Origin of the sequence: Methylobacterium aquaticum, from assembly GCF_001043915.1 — a bacterium.
Lineage (GTDB): Bacteria > Pseudomonadota > Alphaproteobacteria > Rhizobiales > Beijerinckiaceae > Methylobacterium > Methylobacterium aquaticum.
The window spans coordinates 16,855-35,635 of record NZ_LABX01000071.1 but is presented as its reverse complement, the minus strand read 5'-3'; the positions used below and the strand labels follow the sequence as shown (position 1 = coordinate 35,635).

The 18,781-nt window shown below is 69.6% G+C and carries 11 protein-coding genes; 6 read left to right on the top strand and 5 right to left on the bottom strand.

Annotation, left to right across the window (positions count from 1 at the left end; genetic code table 11):
* Positions 1 to 289: 289 nt before the first annotated feature.
* From VP06_RS10070 to VP06_RS10060, 3 genes are read left to right on the top strand one after another with little or no spacing between them, the layout of a single operon-like run.
* Positions 290 to 1,600, top strand: coding sequence for an NHLP bacteriocin system secretion protein (locus VP06_RS10070; protein ID WP_048463637.1), 1,311 nt, complete (start codon positions 290 to 292; stop codon positions 1,598 to 1,600).
* A 1-nt stretch (position 1,601) separates the two neighbouring features.
* Positions 1,602 to 3,791, top strand: coding sequence for an NHLP family bacteriocin export ABC transporter peptidase/permease/ATPase subunit (locus VP06_RS10065; RefSeq protein ID WP_048463636.1), 2,190 nt, complete (start codon positions 1,602 to 1,604; stop codon positions 3,789 to 3,791).
* On the top strand, positions 3,781 to 6,735 hold the full coding sequence (locus tag VP06_RS10060; protein WP_048463635.1) for an ATP-binding cassette domain-containing protein: 2,955 nt from the start codon (positions 3,781 to 3,783) through the stop codon (positions 6,733 to 6,735). The genes VP06_RS10065 and VP06_RS10060 overlap by 11 nt, the downstream gene beginning before the upstream one ends.
* On the opposite strand, the gene VP06_RS10055 is transcribed toward VP06_RS10060, so the two are convergent.
* A complete protein-coding gene (locus tag VP06_RS10055; RefSeq protein WP_048463634.1) occupies positions 6,728 to 9,067 on the bottom strand; it encodes an FAD-binding oxidoreductase in 2,340 nt (779 codons plus the stop codon). The two genes, VP06_RS10060 and VP06_RS10055, sit on opposite strands and share 8 nt — an antisense overlap.
* A 198-nt stretch (positions 9,068 to 9,265) precedes the next feature.
* On the opposite strand from VP06_RS10055, the gene VP06_RS36180 reads away from it, so the two are divergent.
* From VP06_RS36180 to VP06_RS10045, 3 genes are all read left to right on the top strand, one after another.
* On the top strand, positions 9,266 to 9,868 hold the full coding sequence (locus VP06_RS36180; protein ID WP_156295527.1) for a hypothetical protein: 603 nt from the start codon (positions 9,266 to 9,268) through the stop codon (positions 9,866 to 9,868).
* Positions 9,869 to 10,441: 573 nt separating this feature from the next.
* On the top strand, positions 10,442 to 10,765 hold the full coding sequence (locus tag VP06_RS10050) for a hypothetical protein (RefSeq protein ID WP_048463633.1): 324 nt from the start codon (positions 10,442 to 10,444) through the stop codon (positions 10,763 to 10,765).
* Between the two features lie 631 nt (positions 10,766 to 11,396).
* Positions 11,397 to 12,398, top strand: coding sequence for a hypothetical protein (locus VP06_RS10045; RefSeq protein ID WP_048463632.1), 1,002 nt, complete (start codon positions 11,397 to 11,399; stop codon positions 12,396 to 12,398).
* Positions 12,399 to 12,473: 75 nt separating this feature from the next.
* On the opposite strand, the gene VP06_RS10040 is transcribed toward VP06_RS10045, so the two are convergent.
* From VP06_RS10040 to VP06_RS10025, 4 genes are all read right to left on the bottom strand, one after another.
* The gene (locus VP06_RS10040) at positions 12,474 to 13,403 is read right to left on the bottom strand and encodes a LytTR family DNA-binding domain-containing protein (protein ID WP_053081663.1); all 930 of its coding nucleotides are present in this window, start codon (positions 13,401 to 13,403) and stop codon (positions 12,474 to 12,476) included.
* 504 nt (positions 13,404 to 13,907) lie between these two features.
* Positions 13,908 to 14,921, bottom strand: a complete 1,014-nt coding sequence (locus VP06_RS33710; RefSeq protein WP_197093177.1) for an AraC family transcriptional regulator — start codon at positions 14,919 to 14,921, stop codon at positions 13,908 to 13,910.
* Positions 14,922 to 15,085: 164 nt separating this feature from the next.
* The gene (locus tag VP06_RS10030; RefSeq protein WP_048463631.1) at positions 15,086 to 16,315 is read right to left on the bottom strand and encodes an MFS transporter; all 1,230 of its coding nucleotides are present in this window, start codon (positions 16,313 to 16,315) and stop codon (positions 15,086 to 15,088) included.
* A 779-nt stretch (positions 16,316 to 17,094) separates the two neighbouring features.
* Complete coding sequence (locus VP06_RS10025) at positions 17,095 to 18,543, bottom strand: aldehyde dehydrogenase (RefSeq protein WP_048463630.1); 1,449 nt, start codon at positions 18,541 to 18,543, stop codon at positions 17,095 to 17,097.
* Positions 18,544 to 18,781 lie beyond the last annotated feature (238 nt).

Genomic DNA, 18,781 nt, shown 5'->3' with positions numbered 1-18,781 from the left:
AGAGCACGAAAACCAGCAACGCGCCCACCCGTGGCAATCTGCGGGGTCGCCGGACCGATGAAACATCTCGTTTTGACGAGGCCGAAGCCTCTTCCCACTCGCTTACACGCTCATAGGGCGTTGTCAAAGGTCCGCTCGACTGGAAGCTCCGGTCGCCCGCTCCGCGTGTTTGTCTTGGACAATGGATGACAAACTCCACGCTTCTCGGCTCCATCCGCGACGGTCCAGATAACGCCTCGAAGGCATTGCCCTGCAGTCTCACCGCTTCGAGTGACGCGTCTTGACGAAAGTGCCGACGACGGCGCCCGCCCCGCGGGCAGCCCTGCTCCGCCGCAGCCCCGACCGGCTCGACCGTCCGCTGCGGTTGAGCGCCTCGCTCGCCGCGTTCTCGCTCGCCGTGCTCGTCGCGGCAGCGGTGGCGGCGGCGATCTGGAGCTTTGTCTCGACGGCGCCGGTGAAAGTGCAGGCGCAGGGCCTGATCCTCTCGCGGCTCGGGGTGAGCGACGTCACCGCCAACGCCGCCGGCCGCGTCACCGCCCTCAAGGTCGAGGTCGGCGACCGCGTCGTGGCCGGACAGGTCGTTGCGGAGATCAGCCAGCCGGACCTCGGCGAAACCCTCAAGTCGAAGACGATCGAGCTGGAGGCCCGCAAGACCGAGCGGGAGCAGATCCGCCGGCTGGCCACGCGGACCTTCGAGATCGCCGAGCGCCAGCGCGCCCGCCGCCGCGAGGCGATCGATGTCCGCATCGCCAGCCTGACCAGCCGCCTCGCGACGATGCGCGAGATCGAGGCGAACACGAAGGGCCTGCTCGCCTCCGGGGTGACCACGCTGGTGCGCGCCCTCGAGACCACCAACGAGCGCTCCCGCACCGAGAACGACCTCAACGACGCCCGCAGCCAACTGATCACCCTCCAGGCGGAGGCAGAGGACCAGAAGGCGCGCGACGAGCGGGAACTGCTCCGGGCCGACATCGCGGTCGCGGCCGCCGAGCGCGAGCTGGCGGTCACGCGGGCGAACCTGTCCCGCTCCGACACCGTCCTCGCTCAGCGCGACGGGCAGATCGTTGAGGTGAACGTCAACTTGGGCGAGCCGGTGCAGATCGGTGCCGCCATCATGCGGATGCTACCCGGCAGCGGCGCGGCCGCCAACCTGGAGGCTGTGGTCTTCGTGGCGGGCGGCGGCGGCAAGCGGGTCCGGCCCGGCATGCAGGCCCAGATCGTTCCGGCAACCGTCCGCCTCCAGCGGGATGGCTTCATCGAGGGGCTGGTCGTCGCTGTCTCCGACCTCCCGGCCACCCGCGAGAGCATGATGCGCGTCCTGAAGAACGCGGCGTTCGTCGACCAGCTGACCAAGGCGGGGCTACCCTACGAGGCCACCGTGGCCCTCGCGACTGATCCCGCCTCGCCCACCGGGCTGCGCTGGTCGACCGGCACCGGGCCGGCTTCGCCCATCGGCCTCGGGACGGTGACGGAGGCGCGGATCGTCGTCGACCGCGTCCCGATCATCGGGCTGGTGATACCCCGGGCCGAGACCCTCATGCTGAGCGTCCGGCGCTGGACGGCGGCTTTGCCGGCGGTGCTGCCTGCCTGGGGCCGCTGACGTGGCGCGGACGCATCGCTGCCGGCCCGTCCCGACGATCCTCCAGCTCGAGGCGCTCGAATGCGGCGCCGCGGCCCTCGGGATGGTGCTCGCCCATTACGGGCGGTGGGTGCCTCTCGTCGAGCTGCGGCGGCTGTGCGGCGTGTCCCGCGACGGGTCGCGCGCCTCCAACATGGTCAAGGCCGCCCGCGAGCTCGGCCTCGAGGCCGAGGGCTACCGCCTGCCGGCCGAGGAGCTGCGCACGGTCCGCAAGCCCGCAATCGTCTTCGTCAACGCGAACCACTACGTCGTCCTCGAGGCGTTCGGACGGCTCGTCCGGGTGAGCGACCCGGCCGGCGGCCGGATCACCTACACGCGGCGGGAATTCGAGGAGATCTATTCCGGCATCGCGCTGACCTTCCGCCCGACGCCAGGCTTCGCCCGCGCGGGTCGGGCGCCCCGGACGCTCCGGCCCCTCCTCGGGCGGCTCAAGGGGGTGCGGGCGATCTATCTCCTCCTGGTCGCCGCCGGCCTGTCGCTCACCATCCCGACGATCGTCGTCCCGGCCTTCACCCGGACTTTCATCGACCAGTACGTGGTCGACAAGCAGGCGGACTTCGTGCCCTGGATCATCGCCGCCATGGCGGTGGTCGTGCTGTTCCAGGCCTGCCTGACGCGGATCCAGCATTGGGGCCAGCTGACCCTGCGCAATGCGATCGCGATCGGCATCGCGACCGACTTCATGTGGCGCGCGCTGCGCATGCCGGTCGGCTTCTTCGCCCAGCGCTCGCCGGCGACGATCGGCGCCCGCGCCGATCTCGCCGAGCGGACCGCCGAGCAGGCGAGCGGGCCGCTGGCGGGCCTCGCGGTGGCGGCCCTCTCGGCCCTGGTCTTCCTCGGCCTGATGACCCTCTACAACCCGCTCCTCGCGCTCCTCGTCGCCGGCATCGCCCTCGTGAGCGCCGCGCTCAGCGTCGTCTCGCGGCGCAAGGTCGAGGAGGTCGAGCGCAAGATCGCCCTCGACGCGCTGAAGCTCGGCAGCACCACCATGCAGGGGCTGTCCCTTCTCGAGACGATCAAGGCCGGCGGCAGCGAGGAGCGCTTCCTGGAGACCTGGACCGGGCAGCAGGCCCTCGTGGTCAACGGGCAGCAGCGGCTCGGGCGGCTGATGGGCCTGAGCGCGGCCTTGACCGAGTCCATCGGCGGACTCGGCAGCGCGGCAGTCCTCGCCGTCGGCGGCTACCTCGTAATGGGCGGCCAGCTCACCCTCGGCCTCCTCATGGCCTTCCTGATCCTGCAGGCGGCGTTCTTCGCCCCGGTGCGCCAGATCCTCGGCAGCACGGTCGCGCTCGGGCGCGGCCGCGCGATGCTCGACCAGCTCGAGGACATCGAGGCGCCGGCCCTCGCGCCGGAATTCTCGCCAGCCGCCGAGACGCCCGAGCAGCGGGCCGGGGCCCTCGGGCGGGTGCGCAAGCTGCGCGGCGCGATCGCGATGCGCGACGTGACCTTCGGCTACGCCCGGCTCAGCCGCCCGCTGATCGAGGGGCTGTCGCTCTCGATCGCGCCGGGCAGCGCTGTCGCGGTGGTCGGCGCGTCCGGCTCCGGCAAGTCGACCCTCGGGCGCCTGATCTCAGGCTTGCACGAGCCTTGGAGCGGGGCGGTCGCGCTCGACGGGCAGCCGATCCTGTCGCTGCCCAGGCCGCTCGTGCGCAACTCGATGGCGGTGATCGACCAGGACATCGCGCTGTTCAAGGGCACGATCCGCGACAACATCGCCCTCTGGGACGCGAGCGTCCCCGAGGAGCGCCTCGTCCGGGCGGCCAAGGACGCGGCGATCCACGACGAGATTCTGAAGCGCCCCGCCGGCTACGACGACCCCGTCGAGGAGGACGGCCGGAACTTCTCGGGCGGCCAGCGCCAGCGCCTCGAGATCGCCCGCGCCCTCGTCACCGACCCGAGCATCCTCGTCCTCGACGAGGCGACCAGCGCCCTCGACCCGGTCACCGAGAAGATCATCTCGGACAACATCCGCCGGCGCGGCTGCACCATCCTGGTCATCGCCCACCGCCTCAGCACCGTGCGCGACTGCGACGAGATCCTGGTGATGGACAAGGGCGCGATCGTGCAGCGCGGGACGTACGAGAGCCTGATGGCCATCGACGGCCCCTACCGGGACCTGGTGCGAACCTCGGAGGACGCGCGTGCTCCATAGCATCCCGCAGGCCGCCGCCCCGGACGGGGCGACGCTCGTCGAGAGCCTGGCGCTCGCCGGCCCCGACGTGCAGGCGAGCGGCGCCGATCCGCTGCGGCTCGACGATCCCGACCTGGCGATCCTCGTCGTCTCCGGCGGGCTCGACGTCTTCCTGGTCGAGGCCGGGGCGGACCAGCCCGCCGGCCCCCGCACCTTCCTGGCGAGCTTCGGCGCCGGCCGCCTGGTCTTCGGCCTCGGCGACGGGGCGATGGGGGCGATCGGGCTCAGGGCCGTGCCCGCGCCCGGCTCGCGCCTCGTCGCGCTGCCGCTGGCGCGCCTCCGGGACCTGTCGCGGGATCCGCCGAGCCGGCCGGGCGACCTCGCCGGGGCTGGGCCCTTCATCGAAGCGAGTACCCTCATCGAAGACTGGGTGGCGGCCGTGTCGGCGGCCCTCGTGTCGGGGGGACCGCCCCCGCCCGCCGTGCGCCTCCCCCTGGCGCCGGGCGAGCGCGCGGACTGCGCGGCGGATGCGCGCGTCACCGTCGCGGCCCCCGTCGGCTGGCTCGACGTGCGGGACCGCGAGGCCCTCTTCCTCGACAGCGCGGACGTGCCCGGCGACGGCCTGTTCCCGGTCTGCCCGCAGACCTGGCTGACCCTCGGCACGGCCGGCGAGGTCGCCTGCCTCGATACGGCCTCGGCCCTGCGCGACGGCCGGCTCTGGACGGCCCTCGCGCAGTTCCATGCCGCCGCCGCCGAGGTGCTTCCGCTGCTCCTGCGCCTCGCCGCGGTCGACGAGATTAACCGCCTCCGGCGGCGCACCGAGGACGAGGCCCGGGCCGTCGCGAAGGCCCGCGCCATCCTCGCCGCCGTGGTGGTCAAGCTTCCGCCACCACGCCAGATCGAGTCCGAGTCGGGCGACGACCTGATGGCCGCCCTCCGCCACGTCGCCCGCGCGATGGGCATCGCGCTCGTCCTCCCGCAGGACGGGGACGAGGCGGGCCCGCCGGACCTCGAGGCGGTGCTGCGGGCGAGCAACCTGCGCAGCCGCAGGATCAACCTCGATTTTGGCTGGTGGCGGGACGATGTCGCGCCGCTGCTCCTGCTCGAGGGGCCGGACGGGCGGCCGGCCGCCCTGGTGGGACGCGGTCGCGGCGTCGCGCTGGTCGGCCCGGACGGCCGACGCCGGCGGCTCGGCGCGCGGGCGGCGCAGCGCCTGACCGGCCCCGCCCTGATGCTCTACGAGCCGCTCCCGGACCGGCCGCTCGACCTCCCGGCGCTCCTCCGGCGCGTCTGGGCGGGGGGCAGGAGAGAGCTGCGGATCGTCGCGGCGTTCGGCGCGCTGCCGGGCCTGCTCGCCCTCGTGTTCCCGATCATGATCGGGCACGTGGCCGACGACCTCGTCCCCTCCCGCGACCTGCCCGGGCTCATCGACGCGATGGCGATTCTGGTGGTCGTCACCATGCTGCAGCTGGTGATGCGCCTGACCTCCGGCCGGGCGATGATGCGGCTCGACGGCTCGACCGGGTCGCGGCTCCAGGCCGCCCTGATGGACCGGGTGCTGCGCCTGCCGGCGAATTTCTTCCGGACCAGCGCCACCGGGGAGATCGCCCAGAAGATCAGCTCGCTGAAGGGGACCGTCGACGGGACGGTCCAGGGGCTGCTGGCCACCCTCGTCGGCGCATCGATCTTCGCCTCGTCGGTCGCCGTGATGGCCTGGACCTCGCCCACCCTCATGGGCGCCGGGCTCGTCCTCGTCGGCATCCTCGTCGGCACCGCCACCGCGCTCGGCCTGAAGCGCAAGACGTACGAGAAGGATCTGGTGCGCAACCGCGCCCGCCTCTCGGCCCATGTGCTCGACCTGATGAGCGGCATCGTCAAGCTCCGGCTGGCGGCGGCGGAGAACCGCGCCTTCGCCCGCTGGGCGGCGGTCTACGCCCCCTTCGTCCAGGTCGCGGACGCGGCCAAGCGGGTGGACCTGCGGGTCGGGCTGGTCCTCGGCGCCATGTCGCTGTCCGCCCAAGCGATCATCTTCCTGCTGATCTACCGCAGCGGTGCAGTCGAGGCCGGGTTCGGCCTCGGCGCCCTCGTGATGTTCCTGTCCGCTTTCGGCCAGGCCGTGGGCGGCGCCAATGCGATGGCCGGGGGCATCGTGTCGGTCCTCGCGCTCAAGCCCGCCCTCGACAGCGCCTCGGTCCTCCTCGTCGCGACGCCCGAACGGTCGAGCGGCGCCGTCGATCCCGGCCCGCTGACCGGGGCGATCGAGATCGGGAACGTGCGTTTCGCCTACGGTGCGTCGGCCCCGCCGGTCCTCACCGACCTCAGCCTCCAGATCGCGGCCGGCGAGTTCGTGGCGCTCGTCGGCCCGTCCGGCGGCGGCAAGTCGACGATCGTACGCCTGCTGCTGGGCTTCGAGGTGCCGCAGCGCGGCGCCATCCTGTACGACAGCCAGGATCTGCGCAGCCTGGATGTCGGGGCGGTGCGCCGCCAGCTCGGCGTCGTGCTGCAGCGCGGCAAGCTCTTCGGCGCCTCGATCGAGGACAACATCCTGGCCTCGAACCGCCAGCTCGGCCCTGACGAAGCGTGGCGGGCCGCCGAGGAGGCCGGGATCGCCGACGACATCCGCGCCATGCCGATGGGGATGCAGACGGTCTATTCCGAGGGCGGGCTGTCCGGGGGGCAGGTCCAGCGCATCCTGCTCGCCCGCGCCCTGATCCACCGGCCCCGGATCCTGATCCTCGACGAGGCGACGAGCGCTCTCGACAACCGCACCCAGGCCCAGGTGACGGCGACGCTCGCCACCTTGAGCGCGACGCGGATCGTCATCGCCCACCGCCTGAGCACGGTAATGTCCGCCGACCGGATCCTGGTGATCGAGGACGGCGCGGTGGTCGAGAGCGGGTCCTACCGCGAGCTGCTGGAGGCCGGCGGTGCCTTCGCGGCCATCGCGGCGCGCCAGCTCACCTGAGCGCCGGGTCGGGGGCGGCGACGTCGGGGATGACGACCCGGCTCGCCGCCAGATCCGCCGCCAAGTCCCGCCAGCCATGCGCCTGCGCGACCGCCCGGGCGGCGTCGAGGGCGGCCTGGGCGCGGGCCACGAGGCCCGGCACGGCCGGGCCGAGGCGGGCGGCGAGCGCCGCGAGCGCCCGCGGATCCCCTACGCCGGCCGCGTCCCACGCGCCCGCGGCGGCGCCCGTCAGCGCGAGCCGCACCGTGCTGCGCCGTCCCGCGGCGGCGTCGCGGCCGATATCCTGGAGGTCGTCGACGATCCGCCAGGCGACGGCGAAATCCTCGATGATCCGCGCCAGGGCGGCGGCATCCTCCCCGGCCAGGGCGGCGTGGAGCCCCGGGGCGATCGTGCAAAGGGCGGCCTCGCGCCGGGCGAGCGCCAGGGCGGCGTCGAGGTCCGCCGGCTCGGGCGGCGCCCCGACGGCCTCGAGATAGGCCGCTGCCGCGTCGCGCCAGGGCGCGTCGGGCAGGCCGGCGGCCCGGCTGAGCGCGGCGGCCTCGTCCTCCATCGCGCTCCAGGCGCAGCTGCGCAGGTGGATGCGGCCGAGCGTCGGCGCGAGCTGCCCGTCGGCGAGGTGGTCGTCCCAGAGGTGGAGGAAGAGCGTGAGCGCGTGGAGCCGGCGCAGCCGCGGCCGATGGCGGGCGGCCGGGCCCGGCAGCGCCACCCGGGCGAGGAACGACCAAGTCGGCCGGTAGTACAGGCCGAAGAACGTCGGGTGCTTGCCCGCATAGGCGGCGAGGGCGGCGCGCGCGTCGCGCGCCAGCCCCTCCGGCAGGCCGGCGACGAGCCCGTCCAGGTCCGCCGCCATCTGCCGGGCGAGGTCGTCGAGGACGGGATCGTCCGGGGGACCGCCGAAGGTGAGCGGGAGGCCCGGCAGCGGCGGCCCGGCCGGGATGCCGCGGCCCGGCGCCAGGATCTCGTCCGGATCGAGGGCCCGCTTGAGCGCCCGCGCGAGCCGCGCATCCCCGGGATTCTGGTCGAGATCCTGCCCGACCTCCTGGGCGCTGGTGCGGCGCCCGACCGGGATCCCGTTCCGCGCCATGAGCGCGTGCAGCGCCTCGGCACAGGCGGTGGCGCGCGCGTCGTCGCCGGGGCGGTCGCGGTCGCCGAACAGGCCCGCGACGAGGCGCAGCGAGCGCCCGTCGATGGCGCGCAGGGACAGGGCCGGCGCGAAGCCGTGGGCGGACATGATCGTCTCGAAGGCCTCGGTGATGCCCGCGACCTCGCCGCCGTGGTGGCGCAGGTTGGCGGTGACCCACAGCACGCCGCAGCGGTCGCGGTCCGGGTCGGGGTCGTCCGGCATCGCGAAGGGCTTGCCGTGATAGGCCGAGTGGAGCCCCGTCGTGGAGGGCGCGGCGGGAGGGCCGTCGTCGGGCGCGCACACCTCCAGGCCGGTCCCGCACCGGCCGAGCAGGTTCGCCGCCGTCCGGGCTCGCAGTGCCAGGTCCTCCGGCCCCTTGCCCCACACAGTCGCGTAGGCGAGCCACGGGGCGCCGGGCGATTCCTCGTCCTGGGCGACGGCCCGCGCCGCGTTGACGATCTCGACGCGCAGCCAGGGATCCCCGATCTGCAGGGCGGCCCGGCTCGCCTCGACGAAGGCGGCGAGCGCCCCATGGCTGGGCAGCGCCGCGGCCACGACCTGGCGCACAGGCGGCGTCAGCGCGAGCCGGATCCGGGCCCGCAGGACGATCCCGAGATTTCCCTGCACGAACAGGCCCCGCAGGTCGGGCCCGGCCGGCGGCAGGATCGGCCCGCGCATCGGGCCGACCTCGTGCAGGCCGCCATCGGCCGTCATGACCGCGAGCCCGACGAGGTGGCCGGCCATGTCCTCGTACAGGTCCTTTCCGATGCCGCGCTCGGCGATGTTGCCGACGACCGAGCTGCCGGGCGACGAGCCGGTGCGCGGCGGCTGGAACCGGCCGCCTCGGCTTGCCAGGAACGCCGCCAGGGCCGCGAAGGTGACGCCCGGACCGACCACGACCGTGCCGGTGACCTCGTCGTAATCCTCGATCGCGTCGAGCGCCGCGAGGGAGACCAGGATGGCTCCATTCCGGTGCGGCCGCCGCGAGCCGTAGCCCCAGTTGCGGCCGGTCGAGACCGGGTGGAGCGCGAGGCCGTCGCGGACCGCCGCCCGCAGCACCGCCCGCAGCTCCTCCGCCGAGCCCGGCGCCACCACGCCCGCGAGGCGCCTGTCGCTCGCCAGGGTCGTGCGGTTGGCCGCGGCGAGGAGGGCGGCCTCGCGCGGCAGGTCGAACGGGTCGCCGGGCCAAGTGTCGCCGGGCCAAGTCATGCGGGCGCCCTCGTCAAGCCGATCCGGTCGTCATCAGAGACCGGATAGCAGGTGTCCAGGTTGACGTCCTGTCCACGACAAATGGGGACAAACGTTCCACTTCATTTGCGGCGTCATCCGATCAAGTGTCCGGCTCGATCCGCTCACCGAGTATCGCTCGGGCGGCGGTTGCCTCACAGGCGAGAGCAGGCCCTACCCATGAACAAGACCGATGAATCCGGCACCACCCCGTCGCGCCGCCTGACCGGTGACGAACTCGATGGTATTGCGGGCGGCGTGGCGAGCGAACAGTTCGTCGTACAGATCAACGGTCCTTCGCATCTGTTGACTGAGAAGCACGTCGAGACTCCTGCCAGCCCGTTCAATCTTGCAGGGGAGCCATCAACGCTGAAGATCGCTTCATCGTCCATAAAAATAGACACGGTGGTGCATGATAAAAATATCCATGGCAATGTCATGGATAATCCCTTGGCCGACAAAATCGCTGCCTTGACCCCAGAAAAGAGGGCGGCGTATGATGAATATCAAGTTTTAATGCAAAAAATGCTGAATAGCCCCAACGGGGGCGCCGTTCTCCTGAAGCCGGGCGAGGCTATAAACACCAATAAAACCTCTAGGATAGACGAGCTGAGAGACATAATTGGCGACATGCAGCTGACACCCCTTTATAGCTACAAAGTCGAAACAGGGAAATTCAGCAAGATTAAAATTAATGATCCAGCAGAAGTAAATGAATATGGGCCCATTGGGAGAAATTTAACGGGATCCCAAGGGTCTGCTCAAAAGACAGCAAGTTACTAGGGCATTTTCCGATGAAGTGGACGCCGGATCGTCGAAAAAATGCGGTAAAATCAACGACCTTGAGAAGCTTCACGAGTGCAACGCGATCGTGAAGTGCTCTAGAACCGACAATGCCCCGATGATGGCGCCTCCCTATCCGCGACGAGTTGCAGGCAGCAATGTCATGCTGGACTCCAAAATATTGCAGCTAGGACAGTGTGGAACGCTTCTCACGATGTCCAGTATCCTGGCCCCTTGGGACTCGCTGGGATGCGCCCTGGCGTCAGTCAAAGCTGACCGCTTCGCGACTTCGCTCCCGTCGCACGGACCGCCGAGGCTTGTGCGAGGGGCGTGGCGACGGCCATCTCGTCACGAGACGCAGGAGCGCCGAGCCGGACACCCGCCGAACAAGCCAGGTCTTGCGCGACCAGGTCTTGAGCGACCGGATCCCGAGTGACCAATTCGCGACGACGACCGAGGGCGAGCAGTCCCCATCAACCGCCGCGCCGCCACTTCCCATATCGATCCGGACCCCGTTGGCCGAACGCCCCGACGGGAAACGTCATTCGCAAAGAGAAAGAGGAAGCCATCCCGATGACCGAGACCGATCCCTACCCGGCCGATCCGTCCCGCCGCCTCTCCAGCGACGAACTGGACGGGATCTCGGGCGGCCTCGCGACTCCCCAACAGCCCTTGAAGGCCAGCGACGTCCAAGGCGGCCCGGACCCGATCCGCGAAGCCCTTGCCAACGGCACGTTGCACCCCCCAGTGACCGCGCATGCGGCGTCGTCTCTCTTGGAGTCGATGACCGCCCATGCCGCCACGAGCGGGTCGGAGGCCCTGGCGCCCCCGAGCAAATCCACGACGACCGGACTGTCCCCGGCCAAGACGGCTTCGACGGCCCCCAAGACTTTCTGATCTCTCGTGGGATGAGCCCGGACTTTCGCGGCCGGCGCTCCGATGAAGCCCGTCGGCAAACCTCTCGTCGGACTGGACGACCATGACGATTATCAACAGCCGGGGAGTGGCGCGGATCGCAGACAGATCTGGCGGTACTGGAGGACCAATCGAAGTGGGGTTCCTTCACGTCCTATGGCGACGACCGGAGTGCGGACGGTGCGTGGACCTGCCGAGAGCGGACAATCCGCATCGTCCATAATCTCGTACGTCGGACCAGAGCACGGCGCGAAGTCCGGCCGAGCGCGTGGCCAAGGCGCTGTTGCGGCGCCATGACGCAGCAGCGTCGGCGTGCTTTGCCGACGGTCTCTCCCAGTGCAGTCCGAGCGTTCGGACCGGGACGGCTCGAAATTTGTCCGTCGAGCACGCTTCTCTGTCGATTCGGCACGTCGACGGACCTCGACAACGGTGGCGGCGACCAGTGTGTCGCTCCGGAAGCCGAGACCGTGACAGAATCGACTTGCCATCTAGGCCGAATTATATTGCGCCAGAGATAACTGCTTGAAAGCTGGCGCATGGTTCGCAGGTCGGCACGGTCGGGCTTTGGGCCTCATGATCACAACGTCTCGCGCGTTTGTGGCCTTCCTCACGCATGACGACGGGCCTCGGTGTCGAGCCGCGGGATTTCGCCGCCAAGCTCCAGCTCACGGCGGCAGTTCTCGGCTGCCAGAGCCAGAAATCGCTCGCAGCCCGCTTCCGTCAGATCAATCCGCGGACGGAGTTCGACGTCGCGCGATCGTACAAGTGGACGCAGGGGCGGACTCTGCCGCGCTCGGCGGCTTTGTTTGACGATTGGGCGCGCCTGCTGAACCTGGGCCGCTCCACGCAGGAACTGCTCACGGCGGACCTCGATACCTTCCGCGACTGGCTCGCCGAGCGCTACGGGCAGGTCCCTGCTGCGGTCCGGGGGACGCGGGCGCGCCGTGAAGCCGACGGCTTGCCGTTGGTGGTCCCACGCATCGACGAGCGCCCGCTCGAGGGGCATTACGCCTGTTTCTCGCACGCGCAATCGCCCTACTACCGTGGGCGTCTCATCCGCTCGTCCCTTACGATCGAGCCGCCGGACGACCCGGGCGAGCCGGCGATGGCTCACTATACCCAGACAGCGCCGAGCTTCGGCGTCGCCCGGCTTAGCGGCCCGGTGCGGATGTACGGGCAAACGCCCTGCCTCGCCATGCACACCGTGAGCGCCTCGCTCGCGCCAATCTTCGTGACGCTGTTCCGGCCGACCAGACCGGTCAGCGTCTTGACCGGGATCATGTCGAGCTTCACCGTCGTCGATCCGGACAACCAGCCGCCCTATGCGACGCGCTTCGTCGCGGTGCGGATCCCGCCCCAGGCCGGCCACCGGCTCGAGGCTGGCAACAGGTACCTGGAGGCCGGTGCGTCGCCCGCGTCAGAACTCGCCGCCCTCGGCCTCGCGGTGGCCGCCGCCCCCGATCTCGACCGCCGGGTGGCCGAGTACCTCGACACGGGAGGATGGGCCGGATCGCTCAAGGGAAGTGCCGATGCCTCCGGTTGGCTGACGATTGCCTGCGATCGGGTCTGGCTCGCGACGTGCGAGCACCTCGCCGTCGAGGAGCCCGCCTTGTAAGCGGGACCTCTCCAGCCCCGCCTCTCGGCTCCGGCCGCCTTGGCGGAGCGGCCCCTCCGGGCGGCGGTCGCGGCCTCACAGGCCTAGGCGCGCCTTCAGCTCCGCGCGGTAGGGACGTGACACCGAGAGCGGCTGGTCGAGGTGGCGGACCTCCAGGAACCAGCACGTCGCATCCCTCTCCCGGCGCACCCCGCGCACGTGCCGCAGGTTCACGATCGCCGTGCGGTGAACCTGCACGAAGCGCGCCAGCGGCAGCAGGCTCGACCACAGGCCGAAGGCCCGCGGGTCGACCACCCTCGCGCCGTCCGCGAGCAGGATGTCGGTGCGGTTGCGCGCCGAGCGCAGGCACACGATCGCGTCCGGCTCGACGCCCCGCGTCCCCCTAATCCCGCGCAGGTGGATCATGGGAGAGCGGTCGGGCCCGTCCGGCGCCCCGGCGCCCCGGCCATAGCGCACGAGCGCGACCAGTTCGGCGCATCGGAACAGCGCCCTGACCTCGGCCCCGGGCCAGCGACGATGCACCGTCTCGAAGCCGAGGGCGGCGCGCAGGCGACCCCCGTGAACAATCGGCACGGCCAGGATGGTTGGGTCGGCCTGTCGGCGCATCTCGGCCTGGAGCGGACGGGCGGTGGGCGGCCGACCCTCGGTCCGGCGGCTGATCATCACGGCGCGACCGGCGGCGAGCGGGCGGTGCAACTCGGCGAACATCGTGGCGCTCGCGTCCTGGAGGGCCGGGACGTGGGGGCCGGCGTGACACCGGCACTCTACGAAGGTGTTGCGGATGCTGGTTTGGTCGTCGCCGTACTCGACCATCCAGGCACGGTCGGAGCCGGAAGCTTCGCCGATCATGCGGAGGATGGCGGCGATCGCGGCGTCGGCCGGCTCGGCGAGTAGGAGGCGGGCGGCCCGGAACGACCAGTCGAGATCGGCGGCATCGCAGTCGGCCGGAGCCAGGAACTCGTAGGATGGATGTGGGGCCAGGAGGAGGTCAGGTCCGGCCAGCATGGCGTACCTCGTCAACGGGGCTTTCGCAGATACCGGCGACCCGGACGGGGCCGCCTCGTCGGGGCTTGCGCTTGGTGATGCTGCACGGCTGCCGATCGCCGCGGCCTTCCATATGGGGAATGAACCCGTGCGGGTATTTACGACGTTGAATCCGGGAGCCGGGCGGGCGAGCGGCTACCGCGATGGTGCCGCTCTCTTACGCGAGCGGGATGTCGTCCGCTGCCCGAATCTTGCCGGTAACCGCCATCATCGGCCGAGATAAAATCAATGTGCTCGTTGGCATCCTTGCAGGGCCTAACCCGCAAAGGCTTGATTTATCGAAATGCGTGCCGGCTATTAAAGGGAAGAAGGAACTCATCGGGATGCTTCGACTCGACGGAGTGCCGTCAAAGAACAGCGACGTGCGTCTCCAGCTAACGGCCTCACTCGCCATCGTCCACAGCCCAACCATATCGGCGCGAGGTTTCATGCGCCCATCGTCTCCAGATTGCGCGCGTCGTACCTCTACAGGGCGCGCCGCGTCTCCACCGGCCGCTCGCCGAACCTCCTCTCATAGGCGGCGGCGAAGCGCGCGACGCTCAGAAATCCCCAGCGCGCCGCAACCTGCGCCACCGGCAGGACACCTTCCACTAGGTCGGCGCGCGCGCTATCGAGCCGGATGTCGAGCAGGACCGCCCGGGGAGTCGTGTCCCGGAACCGGCGGAATGCCATCTGCAGCGCCCGGAGGCTGCATCCCGCAGCCGCCGCGAGGTCTTCCATCCGCACCGGCTCGGAGGCGTGCGCGCGCAGGTACTCCTCGGCCCGGCGGACGGAGCGCGGCACCGTCGCTTGGTGCGGGACGGACAGCCGGTCAGAATACGAGTGGCGGAGGTTGTTGAGGAGCCCTTGCGTCAGCAGGTCGGTGAAGGTGGCGAGCGCCATCGGGTTCGCGAGCAGGCCCGCCTCACCGCGCTCCATCTCGGCGCACAGGTACTGGATGAGGCCCTGGACGCTGGCCGCGCCGGTGGCCGACCAATCAACGGTCGGCTCGAACTCCACCGGACGCTTCAGGTCGATTCCGAGTGTGGCGCGTAGCGCCCTGTCCACCCGCTCGACCGGGACCCAGAGGTTGAGCCGAGAATTTCCGTCGCCTGTGTGCAGGCGAGTCGCAGCATCGCCACGGTAGACGAGGCCGGTGCTCCCCGACGCAACCCCGTGCGCGCCGCCTACCGTGCGCACGTCCATGGCGCCAGTCAGAATGGTCCCAAGGCAGAGTCGATTCATATCGGCGGTGATCTCGACCTTCGTGCCGTAGCGGTCGGCCACGAAGCCGAGCAGGAGGTCGCCGGCATGCCGCATGGCAAACCGGCTGAGAACGCCGCGCTGCGGTTCGGACCTCCGGGGCCCGTTGCGGAGCGTGTACCGATGCTTGTTGTTCGACGACGGAAACCGTCCGCTGACCCGAGAATCGGTCCCCATTTCCTCCGGATCGACGACGTCGAACACCGTCATGACCTCGATCAAACGCTTGCTGACCAAGCTTACCCTCTCCATTCTTCGACGTTGCGCACTTGGTCTCCGACACAACGCGACCAGTTCGGCTAACTCTGGGGCGCCTATCCTGGCCGCGACGAGCGGAGCATGCATGCCATGGTGCCTCCGTCGCATGAATGACTGATATCGCTGCGCACCGGGCTTCTGCCTCACTCGACCAGTGCTGCCCCCTTCGTCTCCGACATGGCCAGCATCGCGGCGATGCCGAGGAGGCCGGTCGCCATCAGATAGTAGCCGGGTGCCAGGGGATCGCCGGTGACGCCGATCAGCCAAGTCACTACGAACTGTGTGGTGCCGCCGAAGACCAGCACCGTGAAGGCCCAGACGACCGAGAGGCCAGCGCTGCGGACGGAACGCGGCAGCATCTCGACCATTGCCACTAGGCTTGCTGTGCTGCTCAGCGTCCCCAGCACCGCAAGGAGCGCCGACAGGCCGAGGAGCGTGGCGGCGCCCGGGGCCCGCGTCAGCAGCAGGAAGGCCGGATAGGCCGCGAGGGTGAGGAGCAGCCGCGGCACAATCATCACTGGCCGGCGGCCGACGCGGTCGGCGAGCCAGCCGCCGAGGAGCGCGGATGTCGCGACGCTGATCCCGACCACCACGGTCGCGGTGATCGCGAGGCTGCCCGGCAGCTTCAGCGTCGCGATCGCATAGGTGGTCATGTAGTTGCCGACATTGGCCGAGACCGTGCCGCAGAGCACCAGAGGCACCATCAGTGCCAGTCGGCCGCCATGGGCGCGGACGAGCCGGCGGAGCACGGCCTGGTTTGTCGACCCGGCTACCGCGGCAGCGGTCTCGGGCATAGCGCGGCGGATGTAGAGGCCGGCCGGGACGATAAGCAGGCCGAGGAGGAACGGGATCCGCCAGCCCCAGTCCTGCATCTGCTCGGGTGTCAGCCCAAGGGACAAGACGAGGCCGATCGCGCCGGCCCCAAGCGTCGCGAGGCCCTGGCTGGCAACCTGCCAGCTCGCATAGAGGCCGCGCCGGTCCGCAGGTGCGTTCTCGATGAGGTAGGCAGTCGAGGGGCCGACCTCCCCGCCGAGCGCGAAGCCCTGGATCAAGCGCCCGATCACGATCAAGACCGGCGCTGCCATCCCAATCGTCGCGTAGCCGGGGGTCAGCGCCAGCATCAGCATACCGAGCGCCATCAGACCGACCGACAGCATCATGGCGGGCTTACGGCCAGACCGGTCGGCGTAGGCGCCAATGACTACGGCGCCGACCGGTCGGGTGACGAAACCAACCCCGAAGGTGGCGACCGAGGCGAGAAGGCTGAGCCAAGTGTCGCCGACCGGAAAGAAGGTGCGACCGATCGTGACGGCGAAGAAGGCGTATGTGGTGAAGTCGTAAAATTCGAGAGTGTTGCCGATAATAGCGGCCATGACGCCGCGTCGGCGCGCCGCGTCGTCAGGGAGTCGGGCTTGCCTGGCGGGAGATCTTGGGCGGGATGCCGGGTCGATCGTCGCAAGGGTCATGAATCGTCCTTTTGCCGAAGGTCGCCTTCCCAGCGGCTTTGCCGAAGCATTATGCATGGTCTCAAAGCGTGGCGCTCGTCGAAAATCGAGTCTGCACAACGAACGTTCCGCCGCGTTGTGAGTGTTTACAGAAATAATTGAACTCGCCGTTGGCTGCTCCCCACTCAGCGCGCGTGGAGATGGATTGCATTCTGCCAATCGTGCCAATGATGTCCTCATGTCGCCGCACTGACAGTGGGCGGCGGTGACATTCCCCCACCCTCGTCTGGCGCTGATTTCGGCGTTCGTTAGATCCGAGGGATCTAACGGGCGACATGCAGGCCGCTCACCTATGAGGAGCTTATGGTCCCTTGACTCGCCCTATTGCAGAATGGCGGCTAGCGGGAGAGGAGCGGCCATTCCGGCAGCGATGCCCGACGGTCCGCAAGTGACCCCTTGCAGACCCTCAATGGCTATCCCGTGAACGTCCGGTACGAAGGATTAAGCGGCCCCAGCCATCCAGCCAGTCGTCCTCGAACTAGCCAGGCGCGAACTGATCGAGGACGCGTGAGGTGTAGTCGCCCAGCCGAGCCTTCGCAGCTAGTCGACCGCGCCCTGGCACTTTTCGCGACTTGAGCGGTCCGTGCTGCGGCGGCCTTCCAGAGCGCATCCTGCTATTCTCTATCCAGCTGCTGATGCGAGCTTCGTCAGAAGGGATAGTGCTGCGGACCCTCGATGGTGATCCAACGCAGCTCGGTAAACTCGGCGATGGCGGCCTTGCCGCCGAAGCGGCCGTAGCCGGAGCCCTTCACGCCGCCGAAGGGCATCTGCGCCTCATCACCGACGGTCGGGCCGTTGATGTGGCAGATGCCGGTCTCGAGCCGCTTGGCCACCTCCATGGCGCGACGCACGTCTTGCCCGAACACGGCGGACGAGAGGCCGTATTCGGTGTCGTTTGCGACGCGGATTGCTTCCTCGACACCATCGACGCGGATGATGCTCTTCGCCGGCCCAAACGACTCTTCGGCATAGATGCGCATTTGCGGCGTCACGCCGTCGACGAGCGTGGCTTCCATGATCGAGCCGAGACGGCCGCCGCCCGCCGCGACGCGTGCGCCCTTGGCCTTGGCGTCCTGCACCAGCTCCTCGACGCGCGCGGCCGCTTCCTCACTGACGAGCGAGCCGAGCACGACATGCTCGCGCGGATCGCCCGACGGCAACGACTTCGCCTTGGCGGCAAGTTTCATCACGAATTCGTCCGCGATCGTGCGGTCGACGATGATGCGCTCGGTCGACATGCAGATCTGGCCGGAATTGGCGAAGGCGCCGAACGCGGCGGCGTTCACCGCCTCGTCGATGTTGGCGTCGTCGAGCACGATCAGCGGCGCCTTGCCGCCGAGTTCGAGCAGGACGGGCTTGAGATAGCGACCTGCCGTCTCGGCGATGATGCGGCCGACACGGGTCGAGCCGGTAAAGTTGATGCGCTTCACGGCCAGATGTGCGATCAGCGCCTCGACAACCGCCGCCGCATCGGCCGGCGCATTTGTCACGACGTTGACGACGCCCTCCGGCAGGCCCGCCTCCCGCAGCACCTCGCCGATCAGCCTGTGCGTGCCGGGGCACATTTCCGACGCCTTCAGCACGACGGTGTTGCCGCAGGCAAGCGGCATGGCGACGGCGCGGGTGCCGAGAATGACGGGCGCGTTCCAGGGCGCGATACCGACGCAGACGCCGGCCGGCTGGCGGATCGCCATCGACAGGCAGCCAGGCTTGTCGGAGGGGATCACCTCGCCTGCGATCTGGGTTGTCATGCAGGCCGCCTCGCGCAGCATGTTGGCGGCCAGCATGGCGTTGAACCTCGCCCATGGCTCTGTGGCACCGGTCTCGCGCAGCATCAGCTCGGCGAAGGCGTCGCCCTTCGACGCCGTTAGGTCGGCAGCCCTGAGCAGGAGCGTGCGGCGGGCATTCGGCGCCATGTCCGACCAGGCCGGGAAGGCAGCCGCGGCTGCCTCGACGGCGCGGTTCGCATCGGCGACGCTGCCGGCGGCCGCGCGGGACGCGACCTCGCCAGTGACCGGGTCGCGGCGCTCATAGGCGCGGCCAGCCTCGGCAGCCTCGTCGCGATTGTCGATAAGCAACTGGACATCGAAAGTCATGATCTGCCTCCTATGATTTTTCTGCTTAGAGCACTGATGCTGACGAACGAGCCATATATTCGCTTGCTAACCGTCCGCAGTAGCGATCGAATTTCTTATGTGCGGTGACCTTATGCAGGCGTCAGTGTACCAAATTTCGAGTCATTCGCTCCGAGCTGCCGAGTTCTGGCTCGATTCGCTTGGTGCGGGTGCGTTCACGACGTCGTGCACGCGGTTGTCGACCGGTACCCGCCCCAGA

Excerpts from the sequence above, each read along its gene's own strand:
- VP06_RS10055 (WP_048463634.1), bottom strand. The coding sequence starts at position 9,067 with ATGACTTGGCCCGGCGACACTTGGCCCGGCGACCCGTTCGACCTGCCG.
- VP06_RS36180 (WP_156295527.1), top strand. The coding sequence starts at position 9,266 with ATGAACAAGACCGATGAATCCGGCACCACCCCGTCGCGCCGCCTGACC.
- VP06_RS10050 (WP_048463633.1), top strand. The coding sequence starts at position 10,442 with ATGACCGAGACCGATCCCTACCCGGCCGATCCGTCCCGCCGCCTCTCC.
- VP06_RS10045 (WP_048463632.1), top strand. The coding sequence starts at position 11,397 with ATGACGACGGGCCTCGGTGTCGAGCCGCGGGATTTCGCCGCCAAGCTC.
- VP06_RS10040 (WP_053081663.1), bottom strand. The coding sequence starts at position 13,403 with ATGCTGGCCGGACCTGACCTCCTCCTGGCCCCACATCCATCCTACGAG.
- VP06_RS10030 (WP_048463631.1), bottom strand. The coding sequence starts at position 16,315 with ATGGCCGCTATTATCGGCAACACTCTCGAATTTTACGACTTCACCACA.
- VP06_RS10025 (WP_048463630.1), bottom strand. The coding sequence starts at position 18,543 with ATGACTTTCGATGTCCAGTTGCTTATCGACAATCGCGACGAGGCTGCC.